The 26,965-nt window shown below is 56.9% G+C and carries 21 protein-coding genes; 15 read left to right on the plus strand and 6 right to left on the minus strand.

What is annotated here, in order from left to right:
• Positions 1 to 19: 19 nt before the first annotated feature.
• A complete protein-coding gene (locus LKO31_RS10290) occupies positions 20 to 1,231 on the minus strand; it encodes a pyridoxal phosphate-dependent aminotransferase (RefSeq protein WP_227690411.1) in 1,212 nt (403 codons plus the stop codon).
• A 192-nt stretch (positions 1,232 to 1,423) separates the two neighbouring features.
• Positions 1,424 to 3,262 carry an aminodeoxychorismate synthase component I gene (gene pabB / locus LKO31_RS10295; protein ID WP_227690413.1) on the minus strand — a complete coding sequence of 613 codons (1,839 nt, stop codon included), beginning with the start codon at positions 3,260 to 3,262 and terminating at the stop codon, positions 1,424 to 1,426.
• Positions 3,263 to 3,619: 357 nt separating this feature from the next.
• Here pabB and LKO31_RS10300 point away from each other — a divergent pair, with 357 nt between their 5' ends.
• From LKO31_RS10300 to LKO31_RS10320, 5 genes are all read left to right on the plus strand, one after another.
• Positions 3,620 to 5,287, plus strand: a complete 1,668-nt coding sequence (locus LKO31_RS10300; RefSeq protein ID WP_227690415.1) for a long-chain-fatty-acid--CoA ligase — start codon at positions 3,620 to 3,622, stop codon at positions 5,285 to 5,287.
• A 272-nt stretch (positions 5,288 to 5,559) separates the two neighbouring features.
• Positions 5,560 to 6,204: a TetR/AcrR family transcriptional regulator gene (locus LKO31_RS10305; RefSeq protein WP_227690417.1), complete on the plus strand. Its 645-nt coding sequence runs from the start codon at positions 5,560 to 5,562 to the stop codon at positions 6,202 to 6,204.
• 150 nt (positions 6,205 to 6,354) lie between these two features.
• Positions 6,355 to 6,804 carry a MerC domain-containing protein gene (locus LKO31_RS10310; RefSeq protein ID WP_227690420.1) on the plus strand — a complete coding sequence of 150 codons (450 nt, stop codon included), beginning with the start codon at positions 6,355 to 6,357 and terminating at the stop codon, positions 6,802 to 6,804.
• Positions 6,805 to 6,949: 145 nt separating this feature from the next.
• Positions 6,950 to 7,432: a Fur family transcriptional regulator gene (locus LKO31_RS10315; protein WP_227690422.1), complete on the plus strand. Its 483-nt coding sequence runs from the start codon at positions 6,950 to 6,952 to the stop codon at positions 7,430 to 7,432.
• Between the two features lie 120 nt (positions 7,433 to 7,552).
• Positions 7,553 to 9,076 (plus strand): fumarate hydratase, encoded by a 1,524-nt coding sequence (locus LKO31_RS10320; protein WP_227690424.1) that lies wholly within the window; start codon positions 7,553 to 7,555, stop codon positions 9,074 to 9,076.
• Between the two features lie 77 nt (positions 9,077 to 9,153).
• Here LKO31_RS10320 and LKO31_RS10325 read toward each other — a convergent pair whose 3' ends face one another.
• Entirely contained in the window at positions 9,154 to 10,275 is a 1,122-nt protein-coding gene (locus LKO31_RS10325) for a DUF481 domain-containing protein (RefSeq protein ID WP_227690426.1), read from the minus strand.
• 139 nt (positions 10,276 to 10,414) lie between these two features.
• Here LKO31_RS10325 and LKO31_RS10330 point away from each other — a divergent pair, with 139 nt between their 5' ends.
• Complete coding sequence (locus tag LKO31_RS10330) at positions 10,415 to 10,684, plus strand: hypothetical protein (protein ID WP_227690429.1); 270 nt, start codon at positions 10,415 to 10,417, stop codon at positions 10,682 to 10,684.
• 18 nt (positions 10,685 to 10,702) lie between these two features.
• On the opposite strand, the gene LKO31_RS10335 is transcribed toward LKO31_RS10330, so the two are convergent.
• The 3 genes from LKO31_RS10335 to LKO31_RS10345 all read right to left on the minus strand — a co-directional run bounded on the left by LKO31_RS10335 (position 10,703) and on the right by LKO31_RS10345 (position 13,724).
• On the minus strand, positions 10,703 to 11,833 hold the full coding sequence (locus tag LKO31_RS10335; RefSeq protein WP_227690430.1) for an MBL fold metallo-hydrolase: 1,131 nt from the start codon (positions 11,831 to 11,833) through the stop codon (positions 10,703 to 10,705).
• Complete coding sequence (locus LKO31_RS10340) at positions 11,834 to 12,499, minus strand: cell cycle transcriptional regulator TrcR (protein WP_407699271.1); 666 nt, start codon at positions 12,497 to 12,499, stop codon at positions 11,834 to 11,836.
• Between the two features lie 229 nt (positions 12,500 to 12,728).
• Positions 12,729 to 13,724, minus strand: coding sequence for an NAD(P)H-quinone oxidoreductase (locus tag LKO31_RS10345; RefSeq protein ID WP_227690432.1), 996 nt, complete (start codon positions 13,722 to 13,724; stop codon positions 12,729 to 12,731).
• 145 nt (positions 13,725 to 13,869) lie between these two features.
• Between LKO31_RS10345 and LKO31_RS10350 the strand changes: the two genes are divergently transcribed.
• The 9 genes from LKO31_RS10350 (at position 13,870) to LKO31_RS10390 (ending at position 26,952) form a co-directional block, all read left to right on the plus strand.
• A complete protein-coding gene (locus LKO31_RS10350; protein ID WP_227690433.1) occupies positions 13,870 to 14,067 on the plus strand; it encodes a DUF1192 domain-containing protein in 198 nt (65 codons plus the stop codon).
• A 300-nt stretch (positions 14,068 to 14,367) separates the two neighbouring features.
• Positions 14,368 to 15,729, plus strand: a complete 1,362-nt coding sequence (gene gdhA / locus LKO31_RS10355; RefSeq protein ID WP_227690435.1) for an NADP-specific glutamate dehydrogenase — start codon at positions 14,368 to 14,370, stop codon at positions 15,727 to 15,729.
• A gap of 349 nt (positions 15,730 to 16,078) precedes the next feature.
• Entirely contained in the window at positions 16,079 to 18,418 is a 2,340-nt protein-coding gene (clpA, locus tag LKO31_RS10360) for an ATP-dependent Clp protease ATP-binding subunit ClpA (RefSeq protein WP_227690437.1), read from the plus strand.
• 185 nt (positions 18,419 to 18,603) lie between these two features.
• Positions 18,604 to 19,443: a type I methionyl aminopeptidase gene (gene map, locus LKO31_RS10365; RefSeq protein WP_227690438.1), complete on the plus strand. Its 840-nt coding sequence runs from the start codon at positions 18,604 to 18,606 to the stop codon at positions 19,441 to 19,443.
• Positions 19,444 to 19,592: 149 nt separating this feature from the next.
• A complete protein-coding gene (locus LKO31_RS10370) occupies positions 19,593 to 21,764 on the plus strand; it encodes a PQQ-dependent dehydrogenase, methanol/ethanol family (RefSeq protein ID WP_227690440.1) in 2,172 nt (723 codons plus the stop codon).
• Between the two features lie 355 nt (positions 21,765 to 22,119).
• Positions 22,120 to 22,458 carry a P-II family nitrogen regulator gene (locus LKO31_RS10375; protein WP_227690442.1) on the plus strand — a complete coding sequence of 113 codons (339 nt, stop codon included), beginning with the start codon at positions 22,120 to 22,122 and terminating at the stop codon, positions 22,456 to 22,458.
• Positions 22,459 to 22,543: 85 nt separating this feature from the next.
• Positions 22,544 to 23,956, plus strand: a complete 1,413-nt coding sequence (gene glnA, locus LKO31_RS10380; protein WP_227690444.1) for a type I glutamate--ammonia ligase — start codon at positions 22,544 to 22,546, stop codon at positions 23,954 to 23,956.
• Positions 23,957 to 24,114: 158 nt separating this feature from the next.
• A complete protein-coding gene (locus LKO31_RS10385) occupies positions 24,115 to 25,425 on the plus strand; it encodes a M20/M25/M40 family metallo-hydrolase (protein WP_227690445.1) in 1,311 nt (436 codons plus the stop codon).
• Positions 25,426 to 25,518: 93 nt separating this feature from the next.
• Positions 25,519 to 26,952: an aldehyde dehydrogenase family protein gene (locus LKO31_RS10390; protein ID WP_227690447.1), complete on the plus strand. Its 1,434-nt coding sequence runs from the start codon at positions 25,519 to 25,521 to the stop codon at positions 26,950 to 26,952.
• Positions 26,953 to 26,965 lie beyond the last annotated feature (13 nt).

The raw sequence follows: 26,965 nt of genomic DNA on the forward strand, positions 1-26,965 counted from the left end.
AGGCGATGTTGTAGAAAACTTAAACCAGCGCCGCGCAAGCCTTTTGAATGCGCAGGCAGGCTTCCTTGAGCACGGCTTCCGATGTCGCATAGCTGATGCGGAAAGCGGGGGCCAAACCAAAGGCCGTCCCCGGAACCGCCGCGACGCGGGCGCTGTCCAAGAAATAGTCGATCAAATCTTCGTCGGTTTCGATCAGCTTTCCTTCTGGCGTCTTCTTGCCCATGCAGCCGCTGGCGTCGGGATAAACATAAAAAGCACCATCCGGCACGGGGCAGTTCAGGCCCGGCGCATCGTTCAGCATCGCCACAACCATGTCGCGGCGCTTTTTGAAGGCAGCGTTACGCTCTTCCAAAAATTGTTGTGGACCAGTCAGCGCAGCGGTGGCCGCAGCCTGAGCGATAGAGCAAGGGTTGGACGTCGACTGCGATTGCAGCTTGCCAATCGCCTTGATCAACCAAGCCGGACCACCCGCAAAACCAATGCGCAGTCCGGTCATCGAATAAGCCTTGGAACAACCGTTCACCGTCAAAATACGGTCGGTCAGATCTGGGCAACGCTCTGCCAGGGTCGAAAATTTGAAATCGGCGTACCAGACATGTTCATACATATCGTCGCACATCACCATCACATGCGGGTGCTTGCGAACGACTTCGCCAATCGCGTCCAATTCTTCGGGGGCATAGGCCGCGCCCGATGGGTTGGATGGCGAATTAAAGATGATCCAACGGGTCGCTGGCGTGATCGCCGCGTCCAATTGTTCCGGTGTGATCTTGTAATTCTGGGCCGCCGATGCTGCAACGAACACTGGCTTACCACCGCAAAATTCCACGATGTCGGGATAGCTAACCCAATATGGCGCAGGGATGATCACTTCGTCGCCCGCATCCACGGTCGCGACCAAGGCGTTGAACAATGTATGCTTGCCGCCGACATTGACGGTGATCTGGTCCAAAGCATAATCCAGACCATTGTCGCGCTTGAACTTGGCGCGGATCGCTTCCTTCAAAGCGACGGTGCCGTCGACCAGCGTATATTTGGTTTGGCCAGCGCGAATGGCTTCGATCATCGCGTCCTTGACGAAATCGGGGGTATCGAAATCCGGCTCGCCCGCGCTCAATCCAATAACGTCGACGCCCTCAGCTTTGAGTTTGGTCACACGCGCGGTCATAGCCAAAGTGGCCGACGGCTGAATGCGGTTCAAAGAGGCGGACGTATGCGGCTTCAGCGACATGATGGGGCGTTCCTCAGAAATGCGGATAATCGGCAATAAAGATGATCCATGATCATCAGAATATTGCGCAAACGCGCCTAGAACGTCCCATCATATTTCGCAAGCACAGCATCGCCCCATGCGCCAGTTTTCTCGCCCACGCGGGGCCTTCGGGCAAAAAGATACGGACGAATGCTCGATGCATCCCTATTTTCAATCCAATATAGGTTCCAACCGTGCCGGAATCAGCCCCCGCATGGAATTGCCGATGAAAAACCCATCTTGCAAATCACGGACTCGCAGCGATGATTCGCGCGCCCGCCCGTTCGCCAGCAATTCAGCGCGCAGCACCCCCGCCAGCAAGCCCTGTTCCAAAGGCGGCGTCAGCAACTGTCCATCACGCTCGACAAAGACATTGGTAAAGCTGCCCTCTGTCACAAAGCCATGGGCATCGACAAACAGCACCTCTGCCGCGCCGCTGGCGATGCGCGCTTGGTCATAGGCGTTTCGCAGGCTGGTTTTGTGGCGCAAACGAAAATCCTCTGCCGCCATCGGCGCGTCACATAAAGCGATGGTCAACGGCACGTCCGACAAGCGCGGAAAGGGTGTTACTTCCACGGCCAAAGCACCACTGCGGCCCAAGCGCATCCGCACCCGCGCCTGTGTTTGCGTGCGGAACGTCGCCGCCTGCAATCGGTTGCGGGCGTCATGGCGGTTAAAGCGAAAGCCTAATTCTTCGGCGCTGGTGGCCAAGCGCGACAGATGACGGTCCAACCGCACCAAGCCTTCGACAGGGTCAAAGGACATGGTTTCCAACAAATCAAAATTTTCGCCAGCCGCCGTCACAAAATCCCCCTTGGCCAAACATTCTCGCCACTCATCCTCGCCCTTGCTGTCCGCCACAATACCGGACCCCAGACCCATGCTTGCATAGGCTGCCCCATCTTGCTGGCGCTGCCCATGGGGAAAAACTAGCGTTCTGATAGCAACATTAAAGGCCGCGTCGCCGCTGGGTTCCAAAAAGCCGATGGACCCCGTGTAAAGGCCGCGTTGCCCCTGTTCCAACGCGTCGATAATCTCCATGGCCCGAATTTTGGGTGCGCCCGTTATCGACCCACAAGGAAAAGCCGCGCGCAGCACATCCACCGCCCCAACGCCGTCCGGCAAATGCGCCGTCACATCCGACACCAATTGGTGAATTGTCGGAAAAGTTTCGACACGAAACAGGTCGGGCACGCGCACTGTTCCGGCCGCAGCCACGCGCGACAGGTCGTTGCGAATCAAATCGACGATCATCAAATTTTCGGCGCGCTGCTTGGGGTCGCTTTTCAACTGCTCGGCAGCCCGCTTATCCGCCGCTTCGTCCTGCAAGCGCGGGGCCGTGCCCTTCATCGGACGCGCCATAACCTGCCCCGCCCGCAAAGAGAAAAACAGTTCGGGCGACAAAGACGCAACCGCCTGTTTCCCCGTCCAGATAAAGCCACCATAGCCAGCGCGGGCGGTGCGGCGCAGGCGCGCATAAACGGCCAGCGGGTCCCCGCAATAAGGGACATCCGCCTGAAAGGTGTAATTGGCCTGATAAATATCGCCTGCCTTAATATAGGCCAGCAATTGATCAATCGCGCTCAGATAATCGGCTCGTGCCATATGGGGTTGCGGCTGACCCACCCATGCGCCATCGGCATCAGGCAAGCGCGCCGCCACATCGTCCACATTGATCAGCTCAATCGTGCGAAAGACACCGAACCACGCCAAAGGCGTATGGGGCGGCGCATCGGGCCGCGCACCATCCGCGCTGTCGACGCCATCCGCCCCGCGCCATGCGGAATCCAGCCCCTTGCCCGCTTCATAATGCAGATAGCCCGCAACATAATAACCGTCACGCTGCGCCTGTTCGATGCCGTCCAGCACTCCAGCGACCTCGGCAGCGGTCCAAGCCTGATGCACCATGATCGGGTCCGAAAATAGGCGCGCTGGAACCGCCCCGTGACGGCGCACATCATCCAACAGAACAAAAGGCGGCGTATCGCTGCCCAGTTTCATGACCGCCATAATCTGAATTTATACCCTATTTCGATATCGCGCACATCATCACCGCGCCAGACCCCCAGCCTAACAGCAAATGCCGCCGTTCAATAGCCCAGCGCGCCGCCAATTTCCGACTTATCCACAGGCGATTTTCAAGGCTGTCAGGCCATTATGATTTCATCAAAGCTTTATTTTTGCGTCTATTTCTAAATAGAATTCAGCATCATGGGCGCTGCAAAAGACGGGGCAGCAACGCCGTCACAATAATGGCTGGCCAGCAACGAAGTATAAGAAGACATCATCGCACACCCTACTTGCAGGGCGGCCATATTTACCATAATGTCAAAATATAAAAACGAACAATATAGGATGGGTAGGCAGATGGAAAAGCTGTTTGATTGGACACAATCTTATCAACACCCCACAAAATGGGACCAGATTTTCCAGCCGCTCAGCCTGCCCGACATGCTGCAAAACAGCATCAATACCGCGCCCGACCAAGTCATGCTGCAATTCATGGGCCGTGATTATAGCTATCACGAGGTGGGCGAAGCCGTGCGACAATTCGCCAAGGGGCTCCAGCAATTGGGCATCGGCAAAGATTGCCGTGTCGGCCTGTTTCTGCCCAACGTCCCCCATTATGTCGCCGCCTATTATGGTGCGATGCTGGCGGGGGCGACGGTGGTCAACTTCTCACCGCTTTATACCGTCGCCGAACTCGCCGCCCAAGTCGAAGACAGCGGAACCGACACGCTCGTCACCGTCAGCGCCCAAGCCTTGCTGCCGACCGCGCTGAAAGTGCTGGATCAATCGAGCTTGAAACGGCTGGTCGTCGGGTCCATCGCAGGGGCGTTGCCTCCCACAAAATCCTTCCTTTACCGCCTGTTCAAACAATCCGAAGTCACGAAGATCCCGAATGATCCGCGCATCATTCGCTTTTCAACCTTGATCGACAATGATGGCAGTCCTGCCCCCGTTTCCATTGACCCAGAACGCGACATCGCCCTGATCCAATATACCGGCGGCACCACCGGCCTGCCCAAGGGGGCGATGCTGACGCACCAAAATCTGTCCGCCAATGCACGGCAAGTTCACGCGATCGACCCCGACCCATTGGAAGAGGATCGGATTTTGGGTGTCCTGCCCTTCTTCCATGTCTTTGCGAACACCTGCGTTCTGAACCGCACGGTCTTAAAAGGCGGAACGATCACTATGTTGCCGCGCTTTGATGCGGGACAGGCCTTGGCGGCGCTGAACAAATATCGCTCCACCGCCCTGCCCGGTGTGCCGACCATGTACCAAGCCTTGCTCGACCACCCCGCAGCAGCACACACCGACTTTTCCTCTTTGCGCATTTGTATTTCTGGCGGCGCGCCCATGGCGGCTGAACTTCGCGAAAAATTCATCGCCCGCACAGGGGCCTCCTTGGTGGAAGGCTATGGCTTGACCGAAAGTTCGGGCGTGGTCTCCGTCAATCCATATGATGGCCCCGTCAAAGCGGGCACCATCGGACAGCCCATCCCCGCCACGCATGTGCGACTGGTGGATAAAAGCGATTGCACCAAGGACGCGCCCGCTGGCGAACCCGGTGAACTGGTCGTCAAAGGGCCGCAAATCATGCAGGGCTATTGGAACCGTCCCGACGCCGACCTAGACAGCTTTACCCCCGACGGTTGGCTGCGCACCGGCGACGTCGCGGTGATTGATGCCGACGGCTATCTTCGCATCGTCGACCGCATCAAGGACATGATCTCGGTCGGTGGATTCAAAGTCTATCCCAGCGTGATCGAAGCGGTCATCTATGAACATCCCGCCATTAAAGAAGCCATCGCGCTGGGCGTACCAGACCCGTATCGCGGGGAAGCGCCCAAAATATTCGTGACATTAGAACCAAATTCCCATGCCACCGAAAGCGACTTGACCGAATGGGTGAACGCGCGGCTTGGCAAGCATGAACGGGTGGTCGGCGTGTCCATTCGGGCCGAACTGCCCAAAACAATGATTGGAAAGCTGGACCGTAAGGCCCTACGCGCCGAAGAAAATGTCTAGGTCTCCGCGGTGTTTTCATGAGCATTGCGTTATAAGTTCATCGTCTTGGGCTTGCGATTTTCTATCACAATTGCTTTACCCGAAACGCCTATTGGGGGCGACACAATGGAATGACGACTAGATTTTGCGCAGCAACGCCCTAGTGATTGGTCGAAAGTGATGGATCCAACTATTGTGAACACCCCAGTCATCATGACGGGGAATCATGATCGACATTGGGCAACCGGGGCGGCAGTGGCGATATAGGCCGCGCGCGAAGACAGGACGATGATATGTTTAAGCCAGCCGTTGTGAAGCCGAAAAGACGCAAACGCTTGGGCAGCGAAGTGCGCGAAGAAGGGCTGGCGGCGGCGCGGCAATTGCTGTTGCAGGGCGGCCCCGCCGAGGTGACATTGGCCAAAATCGGCAAAGCTATTGGCATGAGCCACGCGAATGTCCTGCACCATTTCGGCTCGGCGGCTCAGTTGCAAGCCGCCCTGATGGAATCCATGATCAACGATCTAACGGTCGCGCTGAATGATGTCGTAACCTTGCTGAAAAGTGATGCTGCCGCCCCGCGCACCGTCACCGACATGGTCTTTGATGCCTTTGACAAAGGCGGGGCCGGACCGCTGGCGGCCTGGATCATCTTGTCCGGCGATGTGCAACATTTGGAACCGGTACGCGCCGCTGTCGTGTCTTTGGTCAAAGCCATTGGCGGCCAAGACGCCGACGAACAAAGCGATGCCCAGGTGCAATCCGCCGTCACCATGATGGCGATTGCCGCCTTTGGGGATGCCCTGCTTGGCCCCTATATCCGCGACATGTTGAACCAACCGTATGATGCGATGCGCGATGTTTTCTCGCGCATCCTGCCGTTATTTTTGATGGCGGGCGGCATCCCGCCAGCCCCGCCCCACACAACGCCAACCGCTTAAGATCAGGGCATAACAACCGAATATCACACACGGAAATCCCTGTGCCGCGGAAAGCCGACAAAAGTCGCAGCACCCATTTAAATATCATAAAGCTGCAATGTTATATTGTATCCTTGGATGAATCATGCCATAGACTGGCGCGCACATCCTATGGAGAATGATTTGCCCTCTGCCCTCGGCCCTGCTCAAGAGCCTGCGCGTTCGTCGCGCTGGACTTTGCGCGCGCTAGGCAACCGTTTTGTGAACGGCGGCGGCGATCGTTTGGCCATTTGGCTGTCTGGCTTGTGCGTTCTGCACTGCATTGCCAGCGGTTTCATTTTAGCATCCATGTTGTCGGCCAGCACCGCCTTATTAAATCCTGCTTTTCACGAAGTCGGCTTGATTTTGGCCATTATTTTGGGCCTTGCCGTTTTGGTTACGGGTGCGCGCAAGCACCGCAGCCTGACACCTGTTGCGGTCGGCAGCACGGGGCTTGCCATCATGGCCTATGCCCTGACTTTGCCGCATGATTACCGCGAAGTGACGGCGACGATTATCGGCCTTAGCTTTGTTGCGGTCGGGCATGAACTCAATCGCCGCGCTCGCCGCCGCACCGCTTAAGCAACACGCCCCAAGCCCCTTCGCCGCTGGAACCCCACATCATCGCTCGTGCCGTATAGTGGCTGTCGCTTGCGGCTTTTCGCGGAACCCCCTACATCGGTCAAACACCATCGCGGGACTTCCCCGTTTGATCCAGAGGGAGCATATGACGCAGCACGGACACAGCCACGCCAATCACCACCACCATATCGAGGCGGGCGGCGAATCCTTGGCGGCGGAAGCACGGCTTGTTATGGAAAAAGCAGGCGAAGCTTGGACCGACATGCGCGCCCAAATTTTCGACGCCGTGGCCGAAATTGGTAAACCAGCCAGCGCCTATGACATTGCCGATATTGTGTCCCAAAAACGCGGAAAGCGTGTAGCCCCTAACAGCGTCTATCGCATTTTGGACCTGTTCGTATCCAAGAATCTTGTCCGGCGGGTCGAAAGCGCCAATGCCTTTGTTGCCAATAGCCACCCCGGCTGTTTCCACGACTGCATCTTTTTAATCTGCGACCAATGTGGTCAGGCGGTGCATATCGACAATGATCGCTTGTCCCACGACGTGCGCGCTGCCGCCGAAGCGACGGGATTTTTCCCGGAACGACCGATCATCGAAGTGCGCGGAAAATGTTCCAAATGCCAATAAAGCGGTAATCGATACAATCGATCAACCCTATCGACAGCGGCCATAGCCTCTTTCCCCCTGCGGCTTTGCGGTCTAGGGAGGCCCAGATTCCGAACCAACGGGAAGAAGGGCTGCACCCATATGAACACCGTGATCATCCGCGAAGACGATCTGATCGAAACCGTCGCCGACGCACTGCAATATATCAGCTATTTTCACCCCATGGATTATATCCGTGCGCTTGGCGCGGCCTATGAGCGTGAAGTATCGCCAGCCGCCAAAGATGCGATGGCGCAGATTTTGTCCAACAGCCGGATGTGCGCCGAAGGGCACCGCCCGATCTGCCAAGACACCGGCATCGTTACCGTGTTCATCAAATGGGGCATGGACTGCCGCCTCGACAGCCCGCGCAGCCTGCAACAGGTTGTCGACGAAGGCGTTCGCCGTGCCTATTTGCACCCCGAAAACAAGCTGCGGGCCTCGATTCTGGCCGACCCAGCGTTCAGCCGCGTCAACACCAAGGACAACACACCTTCGGTGCTGAACGTCGAAATGGTCCCCGGCAATAAGGTGCAAATTGATGTCGCAGCCAAGGGCGGCGGCAGCGAAAATAAATCGAAATTCAAGATGATGAACCCCAGCGATAGCATCGTCGATTGGGTGCTCGAAATGGTTCCCCAAATGGGCGCTGGCTGGTGCCCCCCCGGTATGCTGGGCATCGGTATTGGCGGCACCGCCGAAAAGGCGATGTTGCTGGCCAAGCAATCGCTGATGGACCCCATCGACATGACCGAGCTGCTGGCACGCGGCCCATCCAGCCCGATCGAAGAATTGCGTATCGAGCTGTATGAAAAGGTCAATGCGCTGGGCATCGGTGCACAAGGCCTTGGGGGCCTCGCCACCGTGCTGGATATCAAGATCAACGATTGGCCGACCCATGCGGCATCCAAGCCTGTCGCCATGATCCCCAACTGCGCCGCCACCCGTCACGCCCATGTGACGCTGGACGGCAGCGGCCCCGCTTTCTTGGAACCGCCCGTATTGGCCGATTTCCCCAAGATCGACTGGGCACCCGACAGCGCGGCCAAGCGCGTCAATCTGGATGAACTAACCCCCGAAGTGGTGGCAAGCTGGAAACAAGGCGACCGCATCTTGCTGAACGGCAAGATGCTGACGGGCCGCGATGCCGCGCACAAGCGCATTGCTGACATGCTCGCCAAAGGCGAAGAACTGCCCGTAGATTTCAAAGGCCGCGTCATTTATTATGTCGGACCCGTTGACCCTGTTGGCGAAGAAATCGTCGGCCCTGCTGGCCCGACCACCGCAACGCGCATGGACAAGTTCATGGACATGATGCTGGACCAAGGCCTGCTGGCCTGCGTCGGCAAGGCCGAACGCGGCCCTGCGGCCACCAACGCCATTGCGAAGCACAAGAGCGCCTATTTGATGGCGGTTGGCGGCGCCGCTTATTTGGTGTCGCGCGCCATTAAGGAAAGCAAGGTTGTGGGCTTCCACGATCTGGGCATGGAAGCCATTTACGAATTTGAGGTGCAGGACTTCCCCGTGACCGTGGCCGTCGACAGCGAAGGCCAAAATGTGCACGTTAACGCGCCGAAAATCTGGCAAAAGCGCATCCAAGAAGAAGGCCTGCTGGAACGCAGCTAAGCCTTTTGCCTGACACAAAAAGGGCTGCAGCATGACGTCATGCTGCGGCCCTTTTTTATATCCAATATCGTTTGTACCTAGAAACCATAAACCAGCGTTAAACGGGTCAGCGTATCCAAACTCTTCACGCCAGGCGGCGGGTTGCTCGCCAGTTCTGCCGAATAGGCAATGCGGGCCGACAAGGCGCCGCTCAGCTTGGCATTTAAAGCCGTCTGCGCGCTAGTTTGGCTGTTGGCGGCGCCCACCACCGTTGATGCAATTTGGGTCAGTTTCAGGGTCGGCGTCATTTGCCACGCAAAGTCCAACCCCGCGAGGCCGGTTATTTCCTTTTCCGTCAATCCGGTGATCAAATCTGTTTGCCGCCACGCCGGCCCGCCCTTCAGGCTGAGCGTCAGGGCGTCTTCGTTGATCAGCTTATACCCCAAACCGCCGGAAATGTTCAGACGTTGGTCAAAACCCAAAATCTCGTCTTTTTCCCAGCGAACCAGACCATAGCCAAAGGTCCGCTCATTCAGTTGATATTGCGGCTCTGCTTCCACCAAATATCGTTCCACCGATGTCACATCATTGGTGCGCTGATAATCGGTTTTTGCTCGCAATTTGGCTGTCCAATCCAGCCCCTGACGCGCCAAAGACAGTCCCGCGCTAAATCCACGCGTGTCATTATTGCCAGTGGCAATATTGGCACCAATTTGCCCCTCGCCCTTCCAATTTTGCCACAAACGCGCTTCAGCCAATTTGCGCCGCGCATCCAGCGCAGCCTTGGCTTTTTCAGCCGTGCGGCGCGTGCGATAGCGCGCCAGCATGGCATCATAGGTTTCCGCCTCGGCAGGATATGCGGTTTTCGCCAGCTTTCCAATCGCCTCCACCTCATTGTCTTTGCCGCCCTTCATCGCGGTTTCCAACAAAGCACGGGCGGGTTCCGGTTCGGGTTCCGGTATCGGTTCGACTGGCGGCGGCGGCAATTCTTGTTCGGGCGGGGTTTGCAAATGCGCCAGATGATAAGCCAGCAATTCGTCAATTTCCGCGACATCTTCGGGATTGGTCATGCGGGCCAGACTGGCGACCATATCCAAATCGGACGCTTGTCCCCGCGCCGCCGCGGCATCCAACATCGCGCGAACTGGGTCTGGCAGCGCCGCCATGGCAGGCGCCGCAATCATCAACGGCAGGGTGGCCACAGCCAGCCTTAAATTCATAATCGTCACTTTCCGGCACCATCCGCAAGAGGGGGGCAGCAAAAGGGGAAGGAAGGATTCGCTGTGCATTGGATCATGCAAACCAAGCCTAACAGAAAAATAGCTGGAATTTCCACCCCCAGTCGGCCAACACCCACGCATGAATGCGATCATTGTCCTCATTTTTCTGGCGGGCGTCGTCAATTTTGCGATGAACCGCGCTATGGTGGACAGCAAAGACCCGCTGATGCAGCAAGCTGTTCAGGGCTTTCAACGTCATCTTGGCCCCTATAGCACTTATATTTTGGAATTTTTGTTTTTGGTCGCTGCGCTGTCATGGTCTACGCGCAGCAGCAGCGCGCTATTCTTTTATGGCATTTATACGGCGATGAACGCCATGTCGCTCTATTTGCTGAAACAGCGCCGCTAATCCCCCCCGCTAATCTCCCTATGTTGCGGGGTGATACCAACACACATCGTCGGCCATTTCGCGGCGCACGCGCCCCTCAACCTCCAGCCGCTTCAAATGGGCCAAGGCTTCGCCGGTCGCCAAACCCAAATGTTCATCGGTGATAGTTCGGTTGAACAAATAAGAAAAGCTGTCGACGGCGCGCATCGGCTTGTCCGCAATGGCTTCGGCCAAATTATAAAGACGCATCCGATGTTCATCGCGCAGCGCCCGCAACCGCACATGCAGACCTTTAAACGGTTCGCCATGGGCGGGACAGGTGATAACATCCGCCGGAATGACGTTCAGCAATTTGTCGATGGAATCCAGCCATTCCCCAAGCGGGTCCGCGTCCGGTTCTTGCACCGACACGGACACATTGGAACTGATGCGCGGTAACACTTGATCGCCGGACACCAGCACGCCCTGTTTCTCATTCCACAAACAGGCATGTTCGGGGCTGTGCCCAGACCCGGTGACGACGCGCCATTGATGTTGGCCCATGTCCAGAACATCGCCGTCAACCATTCGCACATAGCCACGCGGCAAGGGATATACGCTGGCTTGAAACCGCCGCCATCCGGCCTTTTTCGCTTGGTCGACCTGCTCGGTGGACCAACCGGCCGACCGCCACTGCATGATCACTTCGTCGGGCACGGCTTCGGCCATATCACCCAACAACATGCGCGCGGTCAGCATTTCACCGCGTGTCATCCAGATTTTGGCGTCATATTTTTTGGCCAGCCAACCAGCCAGACCAATATGGTCGGGGTGCAAATGGGTGCAAATAATGCGGCTGGCCTGCTGACCCGCCAAATCTTCCGCCATCAAGGCTTTCCAGCCGTCAGAGCATAAACGCAGGCATAAACCGGTGTCGACAATGGCGAAATCGTTATGGTCGTCCAGCAACCATGTGTTCACATGGCCCAGCGAACCGGGCATCGGAACACGCGCCCATCTTATGCCGGGCGCAATGGCGATAGTTTGGCCGCCCACTGGCCCAGCATCACCCCACGGATAGACAAGCCCCGCCCGCGATGTGGCCAAAAAGCTGTCGTCCTGCGTCAAGGATGCGTCCGGCGACCTGCTGGTCACCGGAATATCATCATCCTGCGGGACGCGCCCAGCCAATTATTCTTTGCCTTTGAACAATTCAGCCAGTTCGTCCGCCGCCGAAGCCGAAGCCGCTGCGCGCTGCGCCCGCAGTTCCTCCAGAAACGCTTCACGGTCGCCTTCCAAACGGCTGTCGATGGGTGCGTCAATGCCAGCTTTCTTGGCAGCCTTGGACACAATGGCGTCCAATTCGCGCTGCGAGCACAGGCCCAAGGTCACAGGGTCCTTGGGAACTATATTCGCGCTGTTCCAGTGGGTGCGATCACGAATAGCGCCAATGGTGGTGCGCGTCGTGCCGATCAACTTGCCAATTGCGCCGTCCGACACTTCGGGATGGTTTTTGACAATCCAAGCGATGCCATCGGGCTTGTCCTGACGCTTGCTGACCGGCGTATAACGCGGGCCCTTGGTCCGGCGGCTGGTGTCTTGGGCGGTGACCGTCATTTTGACGCGATATTCGGGGTCGTTTTGACCCTTTTCAATTTCAGCCAACGACAGTTCATTGGCGCGCACAGGGTCACGGCCCGTATAACGGGTTGCGGCGGTTTCGTCCGCAATGGCCTGCACTTCCAGAACGTGAATTCCACAGAAATCCGCGATCTGAGCGAAAGTCAGACCCGTGTTGTCGACCATCCACGAAGCGGTCGCATGGGGCATCAACGGCGTAGGATTGGCATTGGCCATGACGGCAATCTCCAGAGCGCAAATAATAAGGGCCGCCCCTTGCGGAGCGGCCAATCTTTGCGGATTACTTATACCGTCTTGGGCTGTCCGGCAAGGCTTATGCAATTTCCGAAGCGTTTTCTGCTATTTTCTTTCACCCCGCCGCCGACAGCATTCCCACGACGCCACGCCCGCGACTGGCATTCGGTCTCGCGCCGCACAGTCGTCTAGCTCAATTTATATAGCCAATTTATGACGCAAAGGACAGGATGATTTTGCCTACATGCGCACCGTCTTGCATATGACGATGCGCGGCGGGGGCGTCGGTATAAGCGAAAATCCGATCCATCGCGGGGGCCCATTCCCCCGCTTCCAATTTCGGCCAGACCATGGCTTCAATTTCTTGGGCCAGCCCTGCCTTAAATTCCGCGCTGCGGGCGCGCAGCGTCGACCCCGTCATGGTTTGGCGGCGGATCATCAATTGCGAAATATTGATTTCGGCCTTTGCCCCACGTTGAAAGGCGATGGTGACATGGCGTCCTTCTTCGGCCAAGCAAGCCAAGTTGCGCGGCACATAATCGCCGCCCACCATATCCAAAATCACATTAGCGCCCGCCCCATCCGTAAAGGCTTTGACCGCCTCAACATAATCTTCGTTGCGATAATTAATCGCCAAATCTGCGCCCAAGGCCCGCACCGCCGCACATTTTTCATCGCTGCCACAGGTCACAATCACGCGCACACCAAATAGTTTGCACAAGCCAATGGCGGTGGTGCCAATGCCGCTGGTGCCGCCATGGATCAGTGCGGTTTCCCCTTCGGCAACATAGCCTCGCTCAAAGAGATTATGCCACACGGTGAAGATGGTTTCTGGCAAAGCGGCGGCCTGTTCCATCGAAAAACCGTCGGGCACCGGCAAGCAACTGCCCACCGGCGCGGCGCAATATTCCGCATAGCCGCCGCCCGCCACCAAAGCGCAAACATCGCGCCCAATCAGGCTGGCCTCCACGCCATCCCCCACCCCGACAATGGTGCCAGATACTTCCAACCCCGGAATATCTGTCACGCCAGCGGGCGGCGGATAATGGCCCATGCGCTGCAAAACATCAGGCCGATTAACCCCAGCGGCCGCGACTTTGATCAAAACTTCACCGACACCAAGGCTGGGAATAGGGCGATCCTCGACCACCAGATTTTCCGGCCCACCGGCCGCCTGAATCGCAATCGCATTCATCATCTGTGTCATAGACCTACCCTAAACCTGAATTTTCGCCCCAATATGTGCATTTATTGACAGAGGTGTGTCACGGGTCAACCACCCGCGCACATGGACTTGACAGATGTCACCGTCGCAGCATGAATATAGGCCCATTTTATGTGTGAGGATCGCTATGGATGACGACTTGCCTCGGCTCAAAAATGATGTGCTGCAAGCGCTTATTCTCCAACCCCTCGAGCCGCTCTCCGTTTCTGAATTGACCCAGCGTATTGCGCATCTGCAAGCAGAAATTGAGCGGACGCAAAACCAACTCGCCCGCGCAGACCATGTCAAAGCCGATGCCGAGGCTCTGTTTCGCAAATCAATATAGTGGGCTCGCTGTCGCCGCCCAATGCGCTTCGGATATGGGAAGTGTAGCAGCATCAAAAATCGGCGGGCTATCAAATGCCGCGCCGCGCCCGCGCAGCATCATGCTGGCACCCTCTGGTATAAAATATAGCCCAATGGCCGTTTTCGCCACGCCAAAACCATGGGCTGATGGCCGAGAATGATCAGAAAAAACAATTAATCGATGATATAAAGTTACAACTTACCCATAATATATTGCAACATTCCATCCCTTGGTTCACAGGCCCCCCACAAAAGCAGAAAACTGCAGCAGGAGGAACATGTGAGTCACATTGACGAGAAACTCCAGCCTGTGCTGGAAGAAGTGCTTCGTCGCAACGCAGGTGAAGCCGAATTTCACCAAGCCGTGCGCGAAGTGCTGGAAAGCCTAGGCCGCGTTGTCGCCAAAAATCCAGATTATGCCGACCATGCGTTGATCGAGCGTATTTGCGAGCCCGAACGTCAAATCATCTTCCGCGTGCCTTGGGTGGACGACAGCGGTCAAGTCCAAATCAACCGTGGTTTCCGCGTCCAATTTAACTCGGCGCTTGGCCCCTATAAGGGCGGCCTGCGTTTCCACCCTTCGGTCAATCTCGGCATCATCAAGTTTCTGGGCTTTGAACAGATTTTCAAAAACGCCCTGACCGGTATGCCCATTGGCGGCGGCAAGGGCGGGTCGGACTTTAACCCACGCGGCCGTTCGGACGGTGAAATCATGCGCTTCTGCCAAGCGTTCATGACCGAACTTTATCGTCACATTGGCGAATATACCGACGTTCCGGCTGGCGACATCGGCGTGGGCGGACGCGAAATTGGCTATATGTTTGGCCAATATAAGCGCCTGACCAACCGCTATGAAGCGGGCGTGTTGACCGGCAAGGGCTTGGTCTATGGCGGTTCGCGCGCGCGCACCGAAGCGACCGGCTATGGCTTGGTATATTTTGTGGAAAATATGCTGAAGGCCAGCGCGCTCAACACCAGCTTTGAAGGCAAGAAAGTCGTAGTTTCGGGCAGCGGCAACGTCGCCGTTTACGCCATCGAAAAGGTCCAGCAATTTGGCGGCACGGTTGTCGCTTGCTCCGACTCGGCGGGCTATGTGGTCGACGAACAGGGTATTGATTTGGCCTTGCTGCGCGAAGTCAAAGAAGTACGGCGCGACCGCGTTTCGGAATATGTTCGCCTGAAGGGTGAAGGCAAGGGTGCCCATTATGTTGAGGGCGGCTCGATCTGGGATGTGGCTTGCGACATCGCTTTGCCCTGCGCCACACAGAATGAATTGACCGCCAAGGATGCGCGCACGCTGATTAAGAACGGCGTGATTGCGGTGGGCGAAGGCGCCAACATGCCATCGACCCCGGAAGCCGTGCAATTGTTCCAAGGCGCAAACATCCTGTTCGCACCGGGCAAGGCGGCCAATGCTGGCGGCGTGTCGACATCGGCCTTGGAAATGCAGCAAAACGCATCGCGTGACAGCTGGTCGTTCCAACAAACCGAAGAACGCTTGGCCAAGATTATGCAAGGCATTCACGACAATTGCGCGGCGACGGCCGAGGAATATTCCTCGCCAGGCAATTATGTTGTCGGCGCGAATATCGCAGGCTTTGTGCGCGTGGCCGAAGCCATGCGTTCGCTGGGCGTCATCTAAGACAGCGGGCGTGACACCAATTGCGCGGTTGTGATCGTCAAGGCCATGCCCCTGACCATCCGAAACCCCCGCGGCCATTGGTGATCGCCCCACCCGACACGCCCTAACCCAAGATCAGGGCCGAGTCGTTGAAATCAGGGCCTGTTTGCAACCCGCAAGCAGGCCCTTTTCACGTCCGCAGCCAGACAAACAAGCACGCCAAAGGGCTTGGCACGCGCTGCCACGCCATGGATTGCAAGAATATTACAGTTCAGATTTGTTTTTCCCTTGCGGTCCCCGCGGTGCATCGCCACCTTATCCATCTAAGGGGGCCCCTCTCCCCGATGGGTCCCGCTAATGGAGATCGCCCATGCCGTCCTTTTCGGAATCCCTCGAAAAGACCCTGCACAACGCCCTGAAGGCCGCGTCGGAGCGTTCGCATGAATATGCGACGCTGGAACATTTGCTGTTCGCCTTGATCGACGATCAACATGCGGCCGAAGTGATGCGCGCTTGCGGCGCGTCCTTGTCCGAATTGCAATCGATGGTGGTCAAATATCTGGACACCGAACTCGACAGCCTGAAAGTCGAGGGACATAGCGACCCCAGCCCCACCAGCGGGTTTCAACGCGTTGTCCAACGCGCCATTTTGCATGTCCAATCGTCTGGCAAAGACGAAGTGACGGGCGGCAATGTCTTGGTCGCCCTATTTTCCGAACGGGAATCCTATGCCGTTTATTTCCTGCAACAACAGGATTTGAACCGTCTGGACGTGGTATCCTATCTGTCCCACGGCATTGGCAAGGGCGGCAAACCGTCCATCCAAGCCGAGCCAGAGGAAAAGGAAGAAGCCAAGGACAAAGACAGCGCCAAAAACAAAAAAGAAACCGCGCTGGACCAGTTCACGGTCAACCTGAACGAAAAGGCTAAAAAGGGCAAAGTCGACCCGCTGATTGGCCGCACGGCAGAGGTAGAGCGGACGATTCAAATCCTGTGCCGCCGTTCCAAAAACAACCCGCTTTATGTCGGCGACCCCGGTGTTGGTAAAACTGCCATTGCCGAAGGCTTGGCCCGCAAAATCATCGAAGGCGATGTGCCAGAGGTGCTGTTGAACGCCGTCATCTATTCGCTCGACATGGGCGCATTGTTGGCGGGCACCCGTTATCGCGGCGACTTTGAAGAACGGCTGAAGCAGGTGGTGTCCGAATTGGAACAAATGCCCGAAGCGGTGCTGTTCATCGACGAGATTCACACCGTCATCGGCGCTGGTGCGACCAGCGGCGGCGCGATGGATGCGTCCAACCTGCTCAAACCCGCCTTGTCCGGCGGTGCCATTCGCTGCATCGGTTCGACGACCTACAAGGAATTCCGCAATCATTTTGAAAAGGACCGCGCTTTGCTGCGCCGGTTCCAGAAAATTGATGTGGTCGAACCGACGTTGGAAGACACCAAGAAAATCTTGGCCGGCCTGCGCGAGGCGTTTGAAACGCATCATGGCGTTAAATATACCAGCGACGCGATTAACGCCGCCGTGGACTTGTCCGCTCGCTATATCAATGATCGCAAATTGCCCGACAAGGCGATTGACGTGATCGACGAAGTGGGCGCGATGCAAATGTTGGTGCCGCCATCCAAGCGCCGTAAAACCATCACTGCCAAAGATATTGAGGCGGTGATCGCGACCATGGCGCGCATCCCGCCCAAATCTGTGTCCAGCGACGATAAGAAAGTTTTGGAAACGCTGGAAACCGACCTGAAGCGCGTGGTGTTCGGCCAGAATACCGCCATTGAGGTGCTGGCCAGCGCTATCAAATTGAGCCGTGCTGGCCTGCGTGATGCCGAAAAGCCCATTGGTAACTATCTGTTTTCCGGCCCCACCGGCGTTGGCAAAACTGAAGTGGCCAAGCAATTGGCCAGCTTGCTTGGTATTCCGCTGCAACGCTTTGACATGTCGGAATATATGGAACGCCACTCGGTCAGCCGCCTGATCGGTGCGCCTCCGGGCTATGTCGGCTATGATCAGGGCGGTTTGCTGACCGATGCCATTGATCAAAACCCACATTGCGTCTTGCTGCTCGATGAAATTGAAAAGGCCCATCCGGACCTGTTCAACATATTGCTGCAAGTGATGGATAATGGCCGTTTGACCGACCATCATGGCAAGACCGTCGATTTCCGCAATGTGGTGTTGATCATGACCACCAATGCGGGGGCCAGCGACATGGCACGCGAGTCGATTGGCTTTGGCCAACAAACCCGCGAAGATGTGCAGGAAGAAGCGGTGAAGCGCATGTTCACCCCCGAATTCCGCAACCGTTTGGATGCCATTGTACCCTTCAGCTATCTGCCGCCTGATGTGGTGGCGCGGGTAGTGGACAAGTTCATCCTGCAATTGGAACTGCAATTGGCAGATCGCGGCGTTCACATTGATCTGGACGAGGGCGCGCGCAAATGGCTGACCGCCAAAGGCTATGACAAGCTTTATGGCGCCCGCCCGATGAGCCGCTTGATTCAAGAAAAGATCAAGCAACCGCTGGCCGAGGAATTGCTGTTCGGCAAATTGGTCAACGGCGGTGAGGTCAAGGTGAAAATGAAAGAAGGCGACGACGCCAATATTGGCAATCCGCTTGCCTTTGAAATCACGCCTGCCGCGCCCAAGCCCCCCAAGGGCAAAGCGAAAAACAAAGCGGAAAAATCTGTCGAGGATTAACCGCCCGCTGATACCCAACAAAAAACGCCGCCAAAGCCGCACGGGTTTTGGCGGCGTTCTGTTGTGCGGCATTCTTTATCCGCCCTCTTCCGCTGCAAAGTCGGGCTGGTGGCGGCATGATGTCAAAACGCGCAGCTTGTCGCTGCCCCCTCGCTTTTTTGGTGATCTGGGGCTATGATGCCAGCATGTATCAATATGTTTCCGTGACCGCCGCCGATGCGGCAACCCCCAGCCGTGTTCGTGACGGCACCATCAAATTGCACGACGAGTCGGGCTTTGCGGGTATGCGCAAGGCGGGCCGCTTGTCTGCCGAGATTTTGGACGCGCTGGTCAGCTTCATTCAGCCGGGTGTCACCACGGCGGCGATTGACGAACTGGTCTGCACCATGTTGCTGGACGGCGGCGCGGTTCCTGCGACCTTGGGCTATCGCGGCTTTACCCACAGCTGCTGCACCAGCATCAATCATGTGATCTGCCACGGCATCCCTGATGACAAGCCTTTGAAGGACGGCGATATCATCAATGTCGACGTCACCAGCTGGCTGGACGGTTGGCACGGTGACACCAGCCGTATGTATGTGGTGGGCGAAGCCCCGATCAAGGCACGCCGTTTGGTAGAGGTCACCTATGAATGTTTGATGCTGGGCATTGAACAAGCCAAGCCCGGCAACACCATTGGTGATATCAGCAACGCTATTCAAAAATATGCGGAAAAGCATCGCTATTCGGTGGTCCGCGATTTTTGCGGCCATGGGCTGGGCCAATTATTCCATGACGCGCCAGAGGTGGTTCATGCGGGCAAGGCAGGCACGGGTCCAGAACTGCGCCCCGGCATGTTCTTCACCATCGAACCGATGATTAACATCGGCAAGCCGCAAGTGAAAATCTTGGGCGACGGTTGGACTGCTGTAACCAAAGACCGGACGTTGACCGCGCAATTTGAACATAGCATCGGCATCACCGAAACTGGGTGCGAGATTTTCACCCTCAGCCCCAAAGGGCTTCACTGCCCACCTTGGGCCTAAGCCGCTTTCAGCTGAAAGGCGGCAACCTTTGCTTGTCGCCTTTCAGCGCTCAATGGTTGCTTTTCAGGCTTGCGCCCGTCCTCCAACCCGCGCAGATTTGTTCCAGACGTTCGACAAAGAACGCAATTGGGCAAATGGGAGAGTGACGGATGGGGATGCACATCACGCGAAAATATTGGTGGGCCCTTGCCCCCTTGTTGCTGACGGCCTGCAACACAAACAGCGGGTCGGGCGCCTTAGACTCAGCGGAACAGGCCAGCGAAGCCTTGCTGAAAAATGGCGGCAACGGTGACGAATGGGTGGCTGTTGGCTATGGCTATGACGAACAACGCTACAGCCCGCTCACCCAAATTAACGACAAAAATGTTGGCGATCTTGGCATTGCATGGTTCGCAGACCTAGAGGATGCACGCGGCCAAGAAGCGACGCCAGTGATGGTCGATGGCACGCTATATGTCAGCCATGCTTGGTCCAAGGTATCGGCATGGGACGCCGCAACGGGCAAACCCTTATGGTCCTTCGACCCCAAGGTGGCGGGCGAACGCGCGGTCAACGCATGCTGCGACGTGGTCAATCGCGGCGTCGCGGTGTGGGGCGATAAATTGTTCGTCGCAACCTTGGATGGCCGTTTGATCGCGCTGGACCGCAAGACCGGCAAAGAAATTTGGTCCGAAGTGACGGTGGACCAAGACAAACCCTATACGATTACAGGTGCGCCGCGCGTGGTGCGCGACATGGTGATCATCGGCAATGCGGGCGCAGAATTTGGCGTGCGCGGCTATGCCAGCGCCTATGACGCCGACACCGGAAAATTGCGCTGGCGTTTCTACACCGCCCCCAACCCAGACAAGAAAAAAGACGGCGCAGCCAGCGATGCGATTTTCGCATCCAAGGGCAATGCAACATGGTCCGACAAGGGCGAATGGAAGGAATCCGGCGGCGGCGGCACCGTGTGGGACGCCATTGTGTATGACAAGGATTTGGACCAAATTTATCTGGGCGTCGGCAATGGCAACCCATGGAACCATGGCACCCGTTCCAATGGCGAAGGTGACAATTGGTTCTTGTCCTCCATTGTCGCGCTGGACGCCAAAACGGGTGCCTATAAATGGCATTATCAAGAAACACCGGCGGAAAGCTGGGATTATACCGCCACCCAACCGATTATTTTGGCCGAGCAAGATGTGGGCGGCAAGCTGACCAAGGTTCTGTATCACGCCCCGAAAAATGGCTTTTTCTTTACGATCAACCGCGCCAACGGCAAATTGATCGACGCCAAACCCTTTGTCGACGGCATCAACTGGGCCAGCGGCTATGACCTAGCCACAGGTCGCCCCATCGAAAATCCCGAAGCCCGTTTCTATAAAACCGGCAAGCCCTTTGTGGCCATTCCCGGTGCCTTGGGCGCGCATAGCTGGCACCCCATGAGTTTCAACCCCAACACCGGTTTGGTCTACATCCCCGCCCAGCAGGTGCCACAAGGATATTTAAACGACATGAGCGAGCTCGACCGCCGCAAAGTGCTGGGCTTTAACGTCGGATCATCGCTGACCGAAACCGGATTGCCCGACAACCCAGCTGCCTATCGCGCCGCCGCCGCCGCCAGCACGGGGCGTCTGGTGGCCTTTGACCCGCGCAAAGGCACAGTGGCATGGGCCGTTGACTATCCCGCCGCATGGAATGGCGGCACCATGACGACCGCTGGCAATTTGGTGTTTCAGGGCACTAGCACTGGCCGCTTCCGCGCCTATAGCGCCGACAGCGGAAAGACCTTGCTGGACCTAGATATGCAGTCCGGTATCCTCAGCGGACCATCGACCTACAGCATCGACGGGACGCAATATGTCGCCTTCATGACCAGCAAAGGCGGGGCCTTTCCATTGGCTGCGGGTATCGCGGGCAGCCAAAGCCGCAAAACGCCCAATATCCCGCGCCTGATTGTCATGAAATTGGGCGGCACCGCCAAATTGCCACCGCTGCCCGTCAGCACGGCCTTGGCGTGGAATCCCCCAGCCCAAATCGGCACAGCGCAAGATATTGCGTCGGGTAAGGCGCTGTTTGGTCGATATTGCGCGGTCTGTCATGGCGGCAGTGCGATTGGCAACGGCTTTACGCCAGACCTGCGCGTATCCGCCACTTTGACCAATGCGGATGCATGGAAAGGCGTGCTGATCGACGGAATCTTGCAAGACCGTGGTATGGTCAGTTTCGCCAAGGTTCTGACGCCCAAGGACGCCGAAAACCTGCGGGCTTATATCATCGAACGCTCGCATTGGACCAAGGCCAATTTGGCCACCGACGCGGCCCCTTTGGGCCGCTGAGGCTGATTACTCTTTCCAAGCGATAGCAGAATAGAAAAGCGCCGGCTCGTTCGGCGCTTTTTTTATCCCTCCATGCCGCCCCGCCGGTCAGTGCATAGCCGTACAGCTTGTCACGCAAACCCCCTGCCCAATAAATAGGCAGAGTTTCGTGCATATTGCCCAAATAACAGGCATGACCGCGTCGTGGCGGTAAAAATAGTCCGCTTTTCTGCCGATTCGGCAATTGGCACGGGTCTTGATTGGTGCAAGATGGCAGGGCGCTGCGGCGACTCAAGCATAGCCACGCCGGACCGACGGATATGGCTAAAGATGAGCAGACGGATACAGCGGCAGACGGCCCAAAGGGGAATAAAGCGTGAAAAAGATTGAGGCGATCATCAAACCCTTCAAGCTCGATGAAGTGAAAGAAGCCCTGCACGAAGTCGGCGTCAGTGGCATCACGGTTACCGAAGCCAAAGGATTTGGCCGCCAAAAAGGCCATACGGAACTATATCGCGGCGCAGAATATGTCGTCGACTTTCTGCCCAAGGTAAAATTGGAAGTGGTTGTCGAAGATGGTCTGGCCGATCGCGTGGTCGAAGCCATTGCCGCAGCGGCCCAAACCGGCCGTATTGGCGATGGCAAAATCTTTGTCATTCCTGTGGAATCCGCCTTGCGTATTCGCACCGGCGAACAGAATGAAGATGCCCTTTAATTCCCGTTAATTCACGAATTTATCACTCACATACCCATCATCAGGGCCGGCGTTCCGGACCATTCGTAAAAAGGAATATGTAAACATGGCTACGACGCCGCAAGATATCCTGAAACGTATCGAAGAAAATGATATCGAGTGGGTGGATCTGCGTTTCACCGATCCCCGTGGCAAATGGCACCATTTGACAATGTGCGCCAGCGCCATTGACGAAGACTCGCTGGAAGACGGCCTGATGTTCGACGGATCGTCGATCCATGGTTGGAAAGCCATCAACGAATCCGACATGATCCTGAAGCCCGATCTGGACGCCGTTTATGACGATCCTTTCTCGGCCACCCCGATGATCGTCATGTTCTGCGACGTATTGGAACCCGCGACCGGCGAAGGTTACACCCGCGACCCACGCACCACCGCCAAGCGCGCAGAAGCCTTCCTCGGCACCACTGGCATTGGCGACACCGTCTATGTTGGGCCCGAAGCCGAATTCTTCATGTTCGACGACGTTCGCTTTGAAACCGGCTACAACAAGTCGGGCTTTGAAATCAATGATATCGAACTGCCAACCAACACCGGTCGCCGCTATGAAGGTGGCAACTTGGCTCACCGTCCCCGCGTTAAGGGCGGCTACTTCCCCGTAGCGCCTGTGGACAGCGCCGTCGACATCCGCGCCGAAATGGTGTCGACCATGTTGGAACTGGGCCTGCCTTGCGACAAGCACCACCATGAAGTGGCGGCTGCTCAGCACGAACTCGGCCTAACCTTTGGGACGCTGACCCAAACCGCCGACCGTATGCAGATATACAAATATGTCGTGCATCAGGTCGCCCATGCTTATGGCAAAACCGCAACCTTCATGCCCAAGCCTATCAAGGACGATAACGGCTCGGGCATGCACACCCACTTCTCGATCTGGGAAAAGGGCAACCCGCTGTTCGCTGGCAATGGCTATGCTGGCCTGTCCGACATGTGCCTGTACTTCATCGGCGGCGTTGTGAAGCATGCCAAGGCGCTGAACGCTTTCACCAACCCATCGACCAACAGCTACAAGCGTCTGGTCCCCGGTTTCGAAGCACCTGTGCTGCTGGCTTATTCGTCGCGCAACCGTTCGGCATCGTGCCGTATTCCTTATGGCACGGGTGCCAAGGCAAAGCGCGTGGAGTTCCGTTTCCCCGACGCAATGGCGAACCCTTATCTTTGCTATGCAGCTCTGCTGATGGCTGGCCTCGACGGCATTCAGAACAAGATTCACCCCGGCGAAGCCATGGACAAGAATCTCTATGATCTGCCGCCCGAAGAGTTGAAAGAAGTGCCCACCGTTTGCGGTAGCCTGCGCGAAGCTTTGGACTCGCTGGCCGCAGATTATGAGTTCCTGCTGAAGGGCGACGTGTTCACCAAGGACCAGATCGACGCCTATGCCGAACTGCTGTGGGACGATGTGTATCGTTTCGAACAGACGCCAAGCCCTGTCGAATATGACATGTATTACAGCGCCTAACATCGCTGCACTGGCTTTTTAAGCTTATCAAAAAGGTCCGGCTGGCAACAGTCGGGCCTTTTTCTTGGTGCCATGCTTTTTTTAGTTGGGCCTCAGCACTGGCGCTTGCACCCCCGCGGCCATCGCTTAAGCTTGCGCAAACAGGAGCATCCGTCCCTATGAAATTGCCTGCCTTTGGTGCCTTTGTCGCCCTTCAATTCCTGACCCTATCCCCTGCCCATGCGCAATTGTCCGCCGCCGAACAAAAAATGGTCCGCACCGTCGACACACAGGCCCAGCAGCATGTCGATTTGCTGGAACGCTTGGTGAACCAAAATAGCGGCACGCTCAATTTGGCGGGCGTGGAAAAGGTCGCTGATATGGTGCGTGCAGAATTGGAACCATTGGGTTTTAGCGTCCAGTGGAAAGCCATGCCGCAAACCCAGCGTGCGGGTCACTTGATCGCCACGCATCAAGGCAAAGCGGGCCGAAAAAAGCTGTTGCTGATCGCGCATCTGGACACGGTTTTTGAACCATCCTCCCCCTTCCAACGCTTCATTCGCAAGGGTGACAGTGCCGAAGGGCCTGGGGTCGGCGACAATAAAGGCGGCATCGTCGTAATATTATCTGCTCTGCGCGCCATGCAGGCCGCTGGAACCTTGAAAGACGCCAATATCGAAATTCATATGACCGGCGATGAAGAAGATGCTGGCAACCCCACCAACCTGCCCCGCGCTGATTTGATCGATGCCGGGAAACGCGCCGATGTGGCCTTGGATTTCGAAGGCCTATCCCGCGAAAATGGCCAAGATATGGGCAGCATCGCACGGCGCAGCAGCGAAAGCTGGACCCTGACCACCAGCGGCGAAAGCGGCCATAGCTCGGCAATTTTCAGCGCAGATCGCGGGGACGGGGCAATTTTTGAAATGGCCCGCATCCTTCACCGTTTTCGCACCGAATTGCCCGAACCCTATTTAACCTTTAACATCGGCTTGATCCTTGGGGGCGAACAAGCGGCGATGGACTCCAGCGCAACACACGGAACGGCACAAGGAAAATCCAACATCATACCACCCACAGCCATAGCCCAAGGCGATTTGCGCACCTTGTCCGCCGAACAATCCGCCCGCGTAAAAGCCAAAATGCAGGCTATTTTGACCGATCATGCGCCGCGCACCAGCGCGGTTTTGCGCTTTGACCCTGTGGCCTATCCCCCGATGGCCCCAACCGACGGCAATCGCGCGTTGCTGGCGCAGCTCAATGGCGTGAATCGGGACTTGGGCCTGCCCGACATGGCCCCCTTGGACCCAATGAAGCGCGGCGCAGGGGATATCAGCTTTGTCGCGGCGGATGTGGACGGATTGGTTGGCCTTGGTGCGGCATCCCATGGCGACCATGCACCGGGGGAAACGGTCGATTTGGCCAGCATCCCGCGCCAAGCCAAACGCGCGGCCATTTTAATGTCGCGCCTTGCCGCAGAAAAACGTTAAGCTTGAACCTTTCGAGCCAATCGCGCGCTTGATTCATTGAGCGGAAGCACTAGGTATCAATTCGATACCTATAATATCCACGGGAGAATTTTGATGAGCACCGAACAGCATCTGAAACAGCATTTCATTGGCGGCCAATGGGTCGACAGCATCGGCGGCAAGGAACATCAGGTCATCAATCCGGCGACCGAAGAAGCAGCCAGCACCGTGATTATGGGTACCGCCGCTGACGTCGACGCCGCCGTGGCGGCAGCCCGCAAAGCCTTTACAAGCTTCAGCCAAACCAGCCGCGAAGAGCGGCTTGCTTTGATGGGCCGAATTGTCGAAGAATTTAAAAAGCGTGGCGCAGATTTGGCAAAATCGATGGCCGCCGAAATGGGTGCGCCGGTCAGCTTCGCAGGAACCGCACAGGTGGGCGCTGCTATTGGCGGCTTCCTTGGCACCATCGAAGCGCTGAAAAATTTCACCTTCACCGAAAAAATGGGCCCAAACACCGTGGTGTATGAACCCATAGGCGTCGTCGGCATGATTACGCCTTGGAACTGGCCGCTCAACCAAATCGCCCTGAAAGTCGCCCCTGCCTTGGCGGGCGGCAACACCATGGTATTGAAACCATCCGAAGAATGCCCTGGCAATGCCGTGATTTTTGCTGAAATCTTGGAAGCAGCAGGCGTTCCAGCGGGCGTGTTCAACTTGGTACAAGGCGACGGCCCCACGGTTGGCAATGCCATTAGTGCCCACAAGGATGTTGAAATGGTCAGCTTCACCGGCTCGACCCGCGCCGGTATTTTGGTCGCCAAGGCCGCTGCCGACACCGTCAAGCGCGTCCACCAAGAATTGGGCGGCAAGTCGCCGAACATCGTCCTGCCCGACGCCAAGCTGGAAGATGTTCTGCCAGCCACCGCATCGGGCGTGTTGGTCAACACGGGCCAAAGCTGCATCGCACCGACCCGCATCTTGGTGCAAAAAGACCGCAAGGCCGAAGCTGTTGGTATTATCAAGGCGATGTTCGACGGCACACAGGTTGGCGACCCAATGCAGGAAGGTGCGCATATCGGCCCCGTCGTCAACAAGGCCCAGTTCGACAAAATTCAAGAACTCATTCAATCTGCTATCGACGAAGGCGCAACGCTGGAAACGGGCGGAACGGGTCTGCCCAGCAACGTCAACCGTGGCTATTATATCAAGCCGACCGTCTTTTCGGGCGTCACCCCTGACATGCGCATCGCCAAAGAAGAAACCTTTGGCCCTGTCGCCACGGTCATGGATTATGACACGCTGGAAGACGCGATCACGGTGGCCAATGACACGGAATATGGCCTGTCCGCCGTCATCACTGGCGATCCTGCAAAGGCAGCGGATGTCGCCCCGCGCCTGCGCGCTGGTATGGTCGCCATCAACAGTTGGGGCCCCGCCCCCGGCGCGCCTTTTGGCGGTTATAAGCAATCGGGCAATGGCCGCGAAGGCGGCTTGTTCGGCCTGAAAGATTTCATGGAAATCAAGGCAATCAGCGGCCTGCCCGCTTAATTTTCGCGCAAGC

Origin of the sequence: Sphingopyxis yananensis (genome assembly GCF_020687785.1) — a bacterium.
In the GTDB taxonomy this organism is placed as follows: Bacteria; Pseudomonadota; Alphaproteobacteria; order Sphingomonadales; family Sphingomonadaceae; genus Sphingopyxis; species Sphingopyxis yananensis.

What these genes read in the sequence shown, in the direction of transcription:
- LKO31_RS10290 (WP_227690411.1), bottom strand. Translation starts at nt 1,231, where the DNA reads ATGTCGCTGAAGCCGCATACGTCCGCCTCTTTGAACCGCATTCAGCCG.
- pabB (WP_227690413.1), bottom strand. Translation starts at nt 3,262, where the DNA reads ATGGCGGTCATGAAACTGGGCAGCGATACGCCGCCTTTTGTTCTGTTG.
- LKO31_RS10300 (WP_227690415.1), top strand. Translation starts at nt 3,620, where the DNA reads ATGGAAAAGCTGTTTGATTGGACACAATCTTATCAACACCCCACAAAA.
- LKO31_RS10305 (WP_227690417.1), top strand. Translation starts at nt 5,560, where the DNA reads ATGTTTAAGCCAGCCGTTGTGAAGCCGAAAAGACGCAAACGCTTGGGC.
- LKO31_RS10310 (WP_227690420.1), top strand. Translation starts at nt 6,355, where the DNA reads ATGGAGAATGATTTGCCCTCTGCCCTCGGCCCTGCTCAAGAGCCTGCG.
- LKO31_RS10315 (WP_227690422.1), top strand. Translation starts at nt 6,950, where the DNA reads ATGACGCAGCACGGACACAGCCACGCCAATCACCACCACCATATCGAG.
- LKO31_RS10320 (WP_227690424.1), top strand. Translation starts at nt 7,553, where the DNA reads ATGAACACCGTGATCATCCGCGAAGACGATCTGATCGAAACCGTCGCC.
- LKO31_RS10325 (WP_227690426.1), bottom strand. Translation starts at nt 10,275, where the DNA reads ATGAATTTAAGGCTGGCTGTGGCCACCCTGCCGTTGATGATTGCGGCG.
- LKO31_RS10330 (WP_227690429.1), top strand. Translation starts at nt 10,415, where the DNA reads ATGAATGCGATCATTGTCCTCATTTTTCTGGCGGGCGTCGTCAATTTT.
- LKO31_RS10340 (WP_407699271.1), bottom strand. Translation starts at nt 12,499, where the DNA reads ATGGCCAATGCCAATCCTACGCCGTTGATGCCCCATGCGACCGCTTCG.
- LKO31_RS10345 (WP_227690432.1), bottom strand. Translation starts at nt 13,724, where the DNA reads ATGACACAGATGATGAATGCGATTGCGATTCAGGCGGCCGGTGGGCCG.
- LKO31_RS10350 (WP_227690433.1), top strand. Translation starts at nt 13,870, where the DNA reads ATGGATGACGACTTGCCTCGGCTCAAAAATGATGTGCTGCAAGCGCTT.
- clpA (WP_227690437.1), top strand. Translation starts at nt 16,079, where the DNA reads ATGCCGTCCTTTTCGGAATCCCTCGAAAAGACCCTGCACAACGCCCTG.
- map (WP_227690438.1), top strand. Translation starts at nt 18,604, where the DNA reads ATGTATCAATATGTTTCCGTGACCGCCGCCGATGCGGCAACCCCCAGC.
- LKO31_RS10370 (WP_227690440.1), top strand. Translation starts at nt 19,593, where the DNA reads ATGGGGATGCACATCACGCGAAAATATTGGTGGGCCCTTGCCCCCTTG.
- glnA (WP_227690444.1), top strand. Translation starts at nt 22,544, where the DNA reads ATGGCTACGACGCCGCAAGATATCCTGAAACGTATCGAAGAAAATGAT.
- LKO31_RS10385 (WP_227690445.1), top strand. Translation starts at nt 24,115, where the DNA reads ATGAAATTGCCTGCCTTTGGTGCCTTTGTCGCCCTTCAATTCCTGACC.
- LKO31_RS10390 (WP_227690447.1), top strand. Translation starts at nt 25,519, where the DNA reads ATGAGCACCGAACAGCATCTGAAACAGCATTTCATTGGCGGCCAATGG.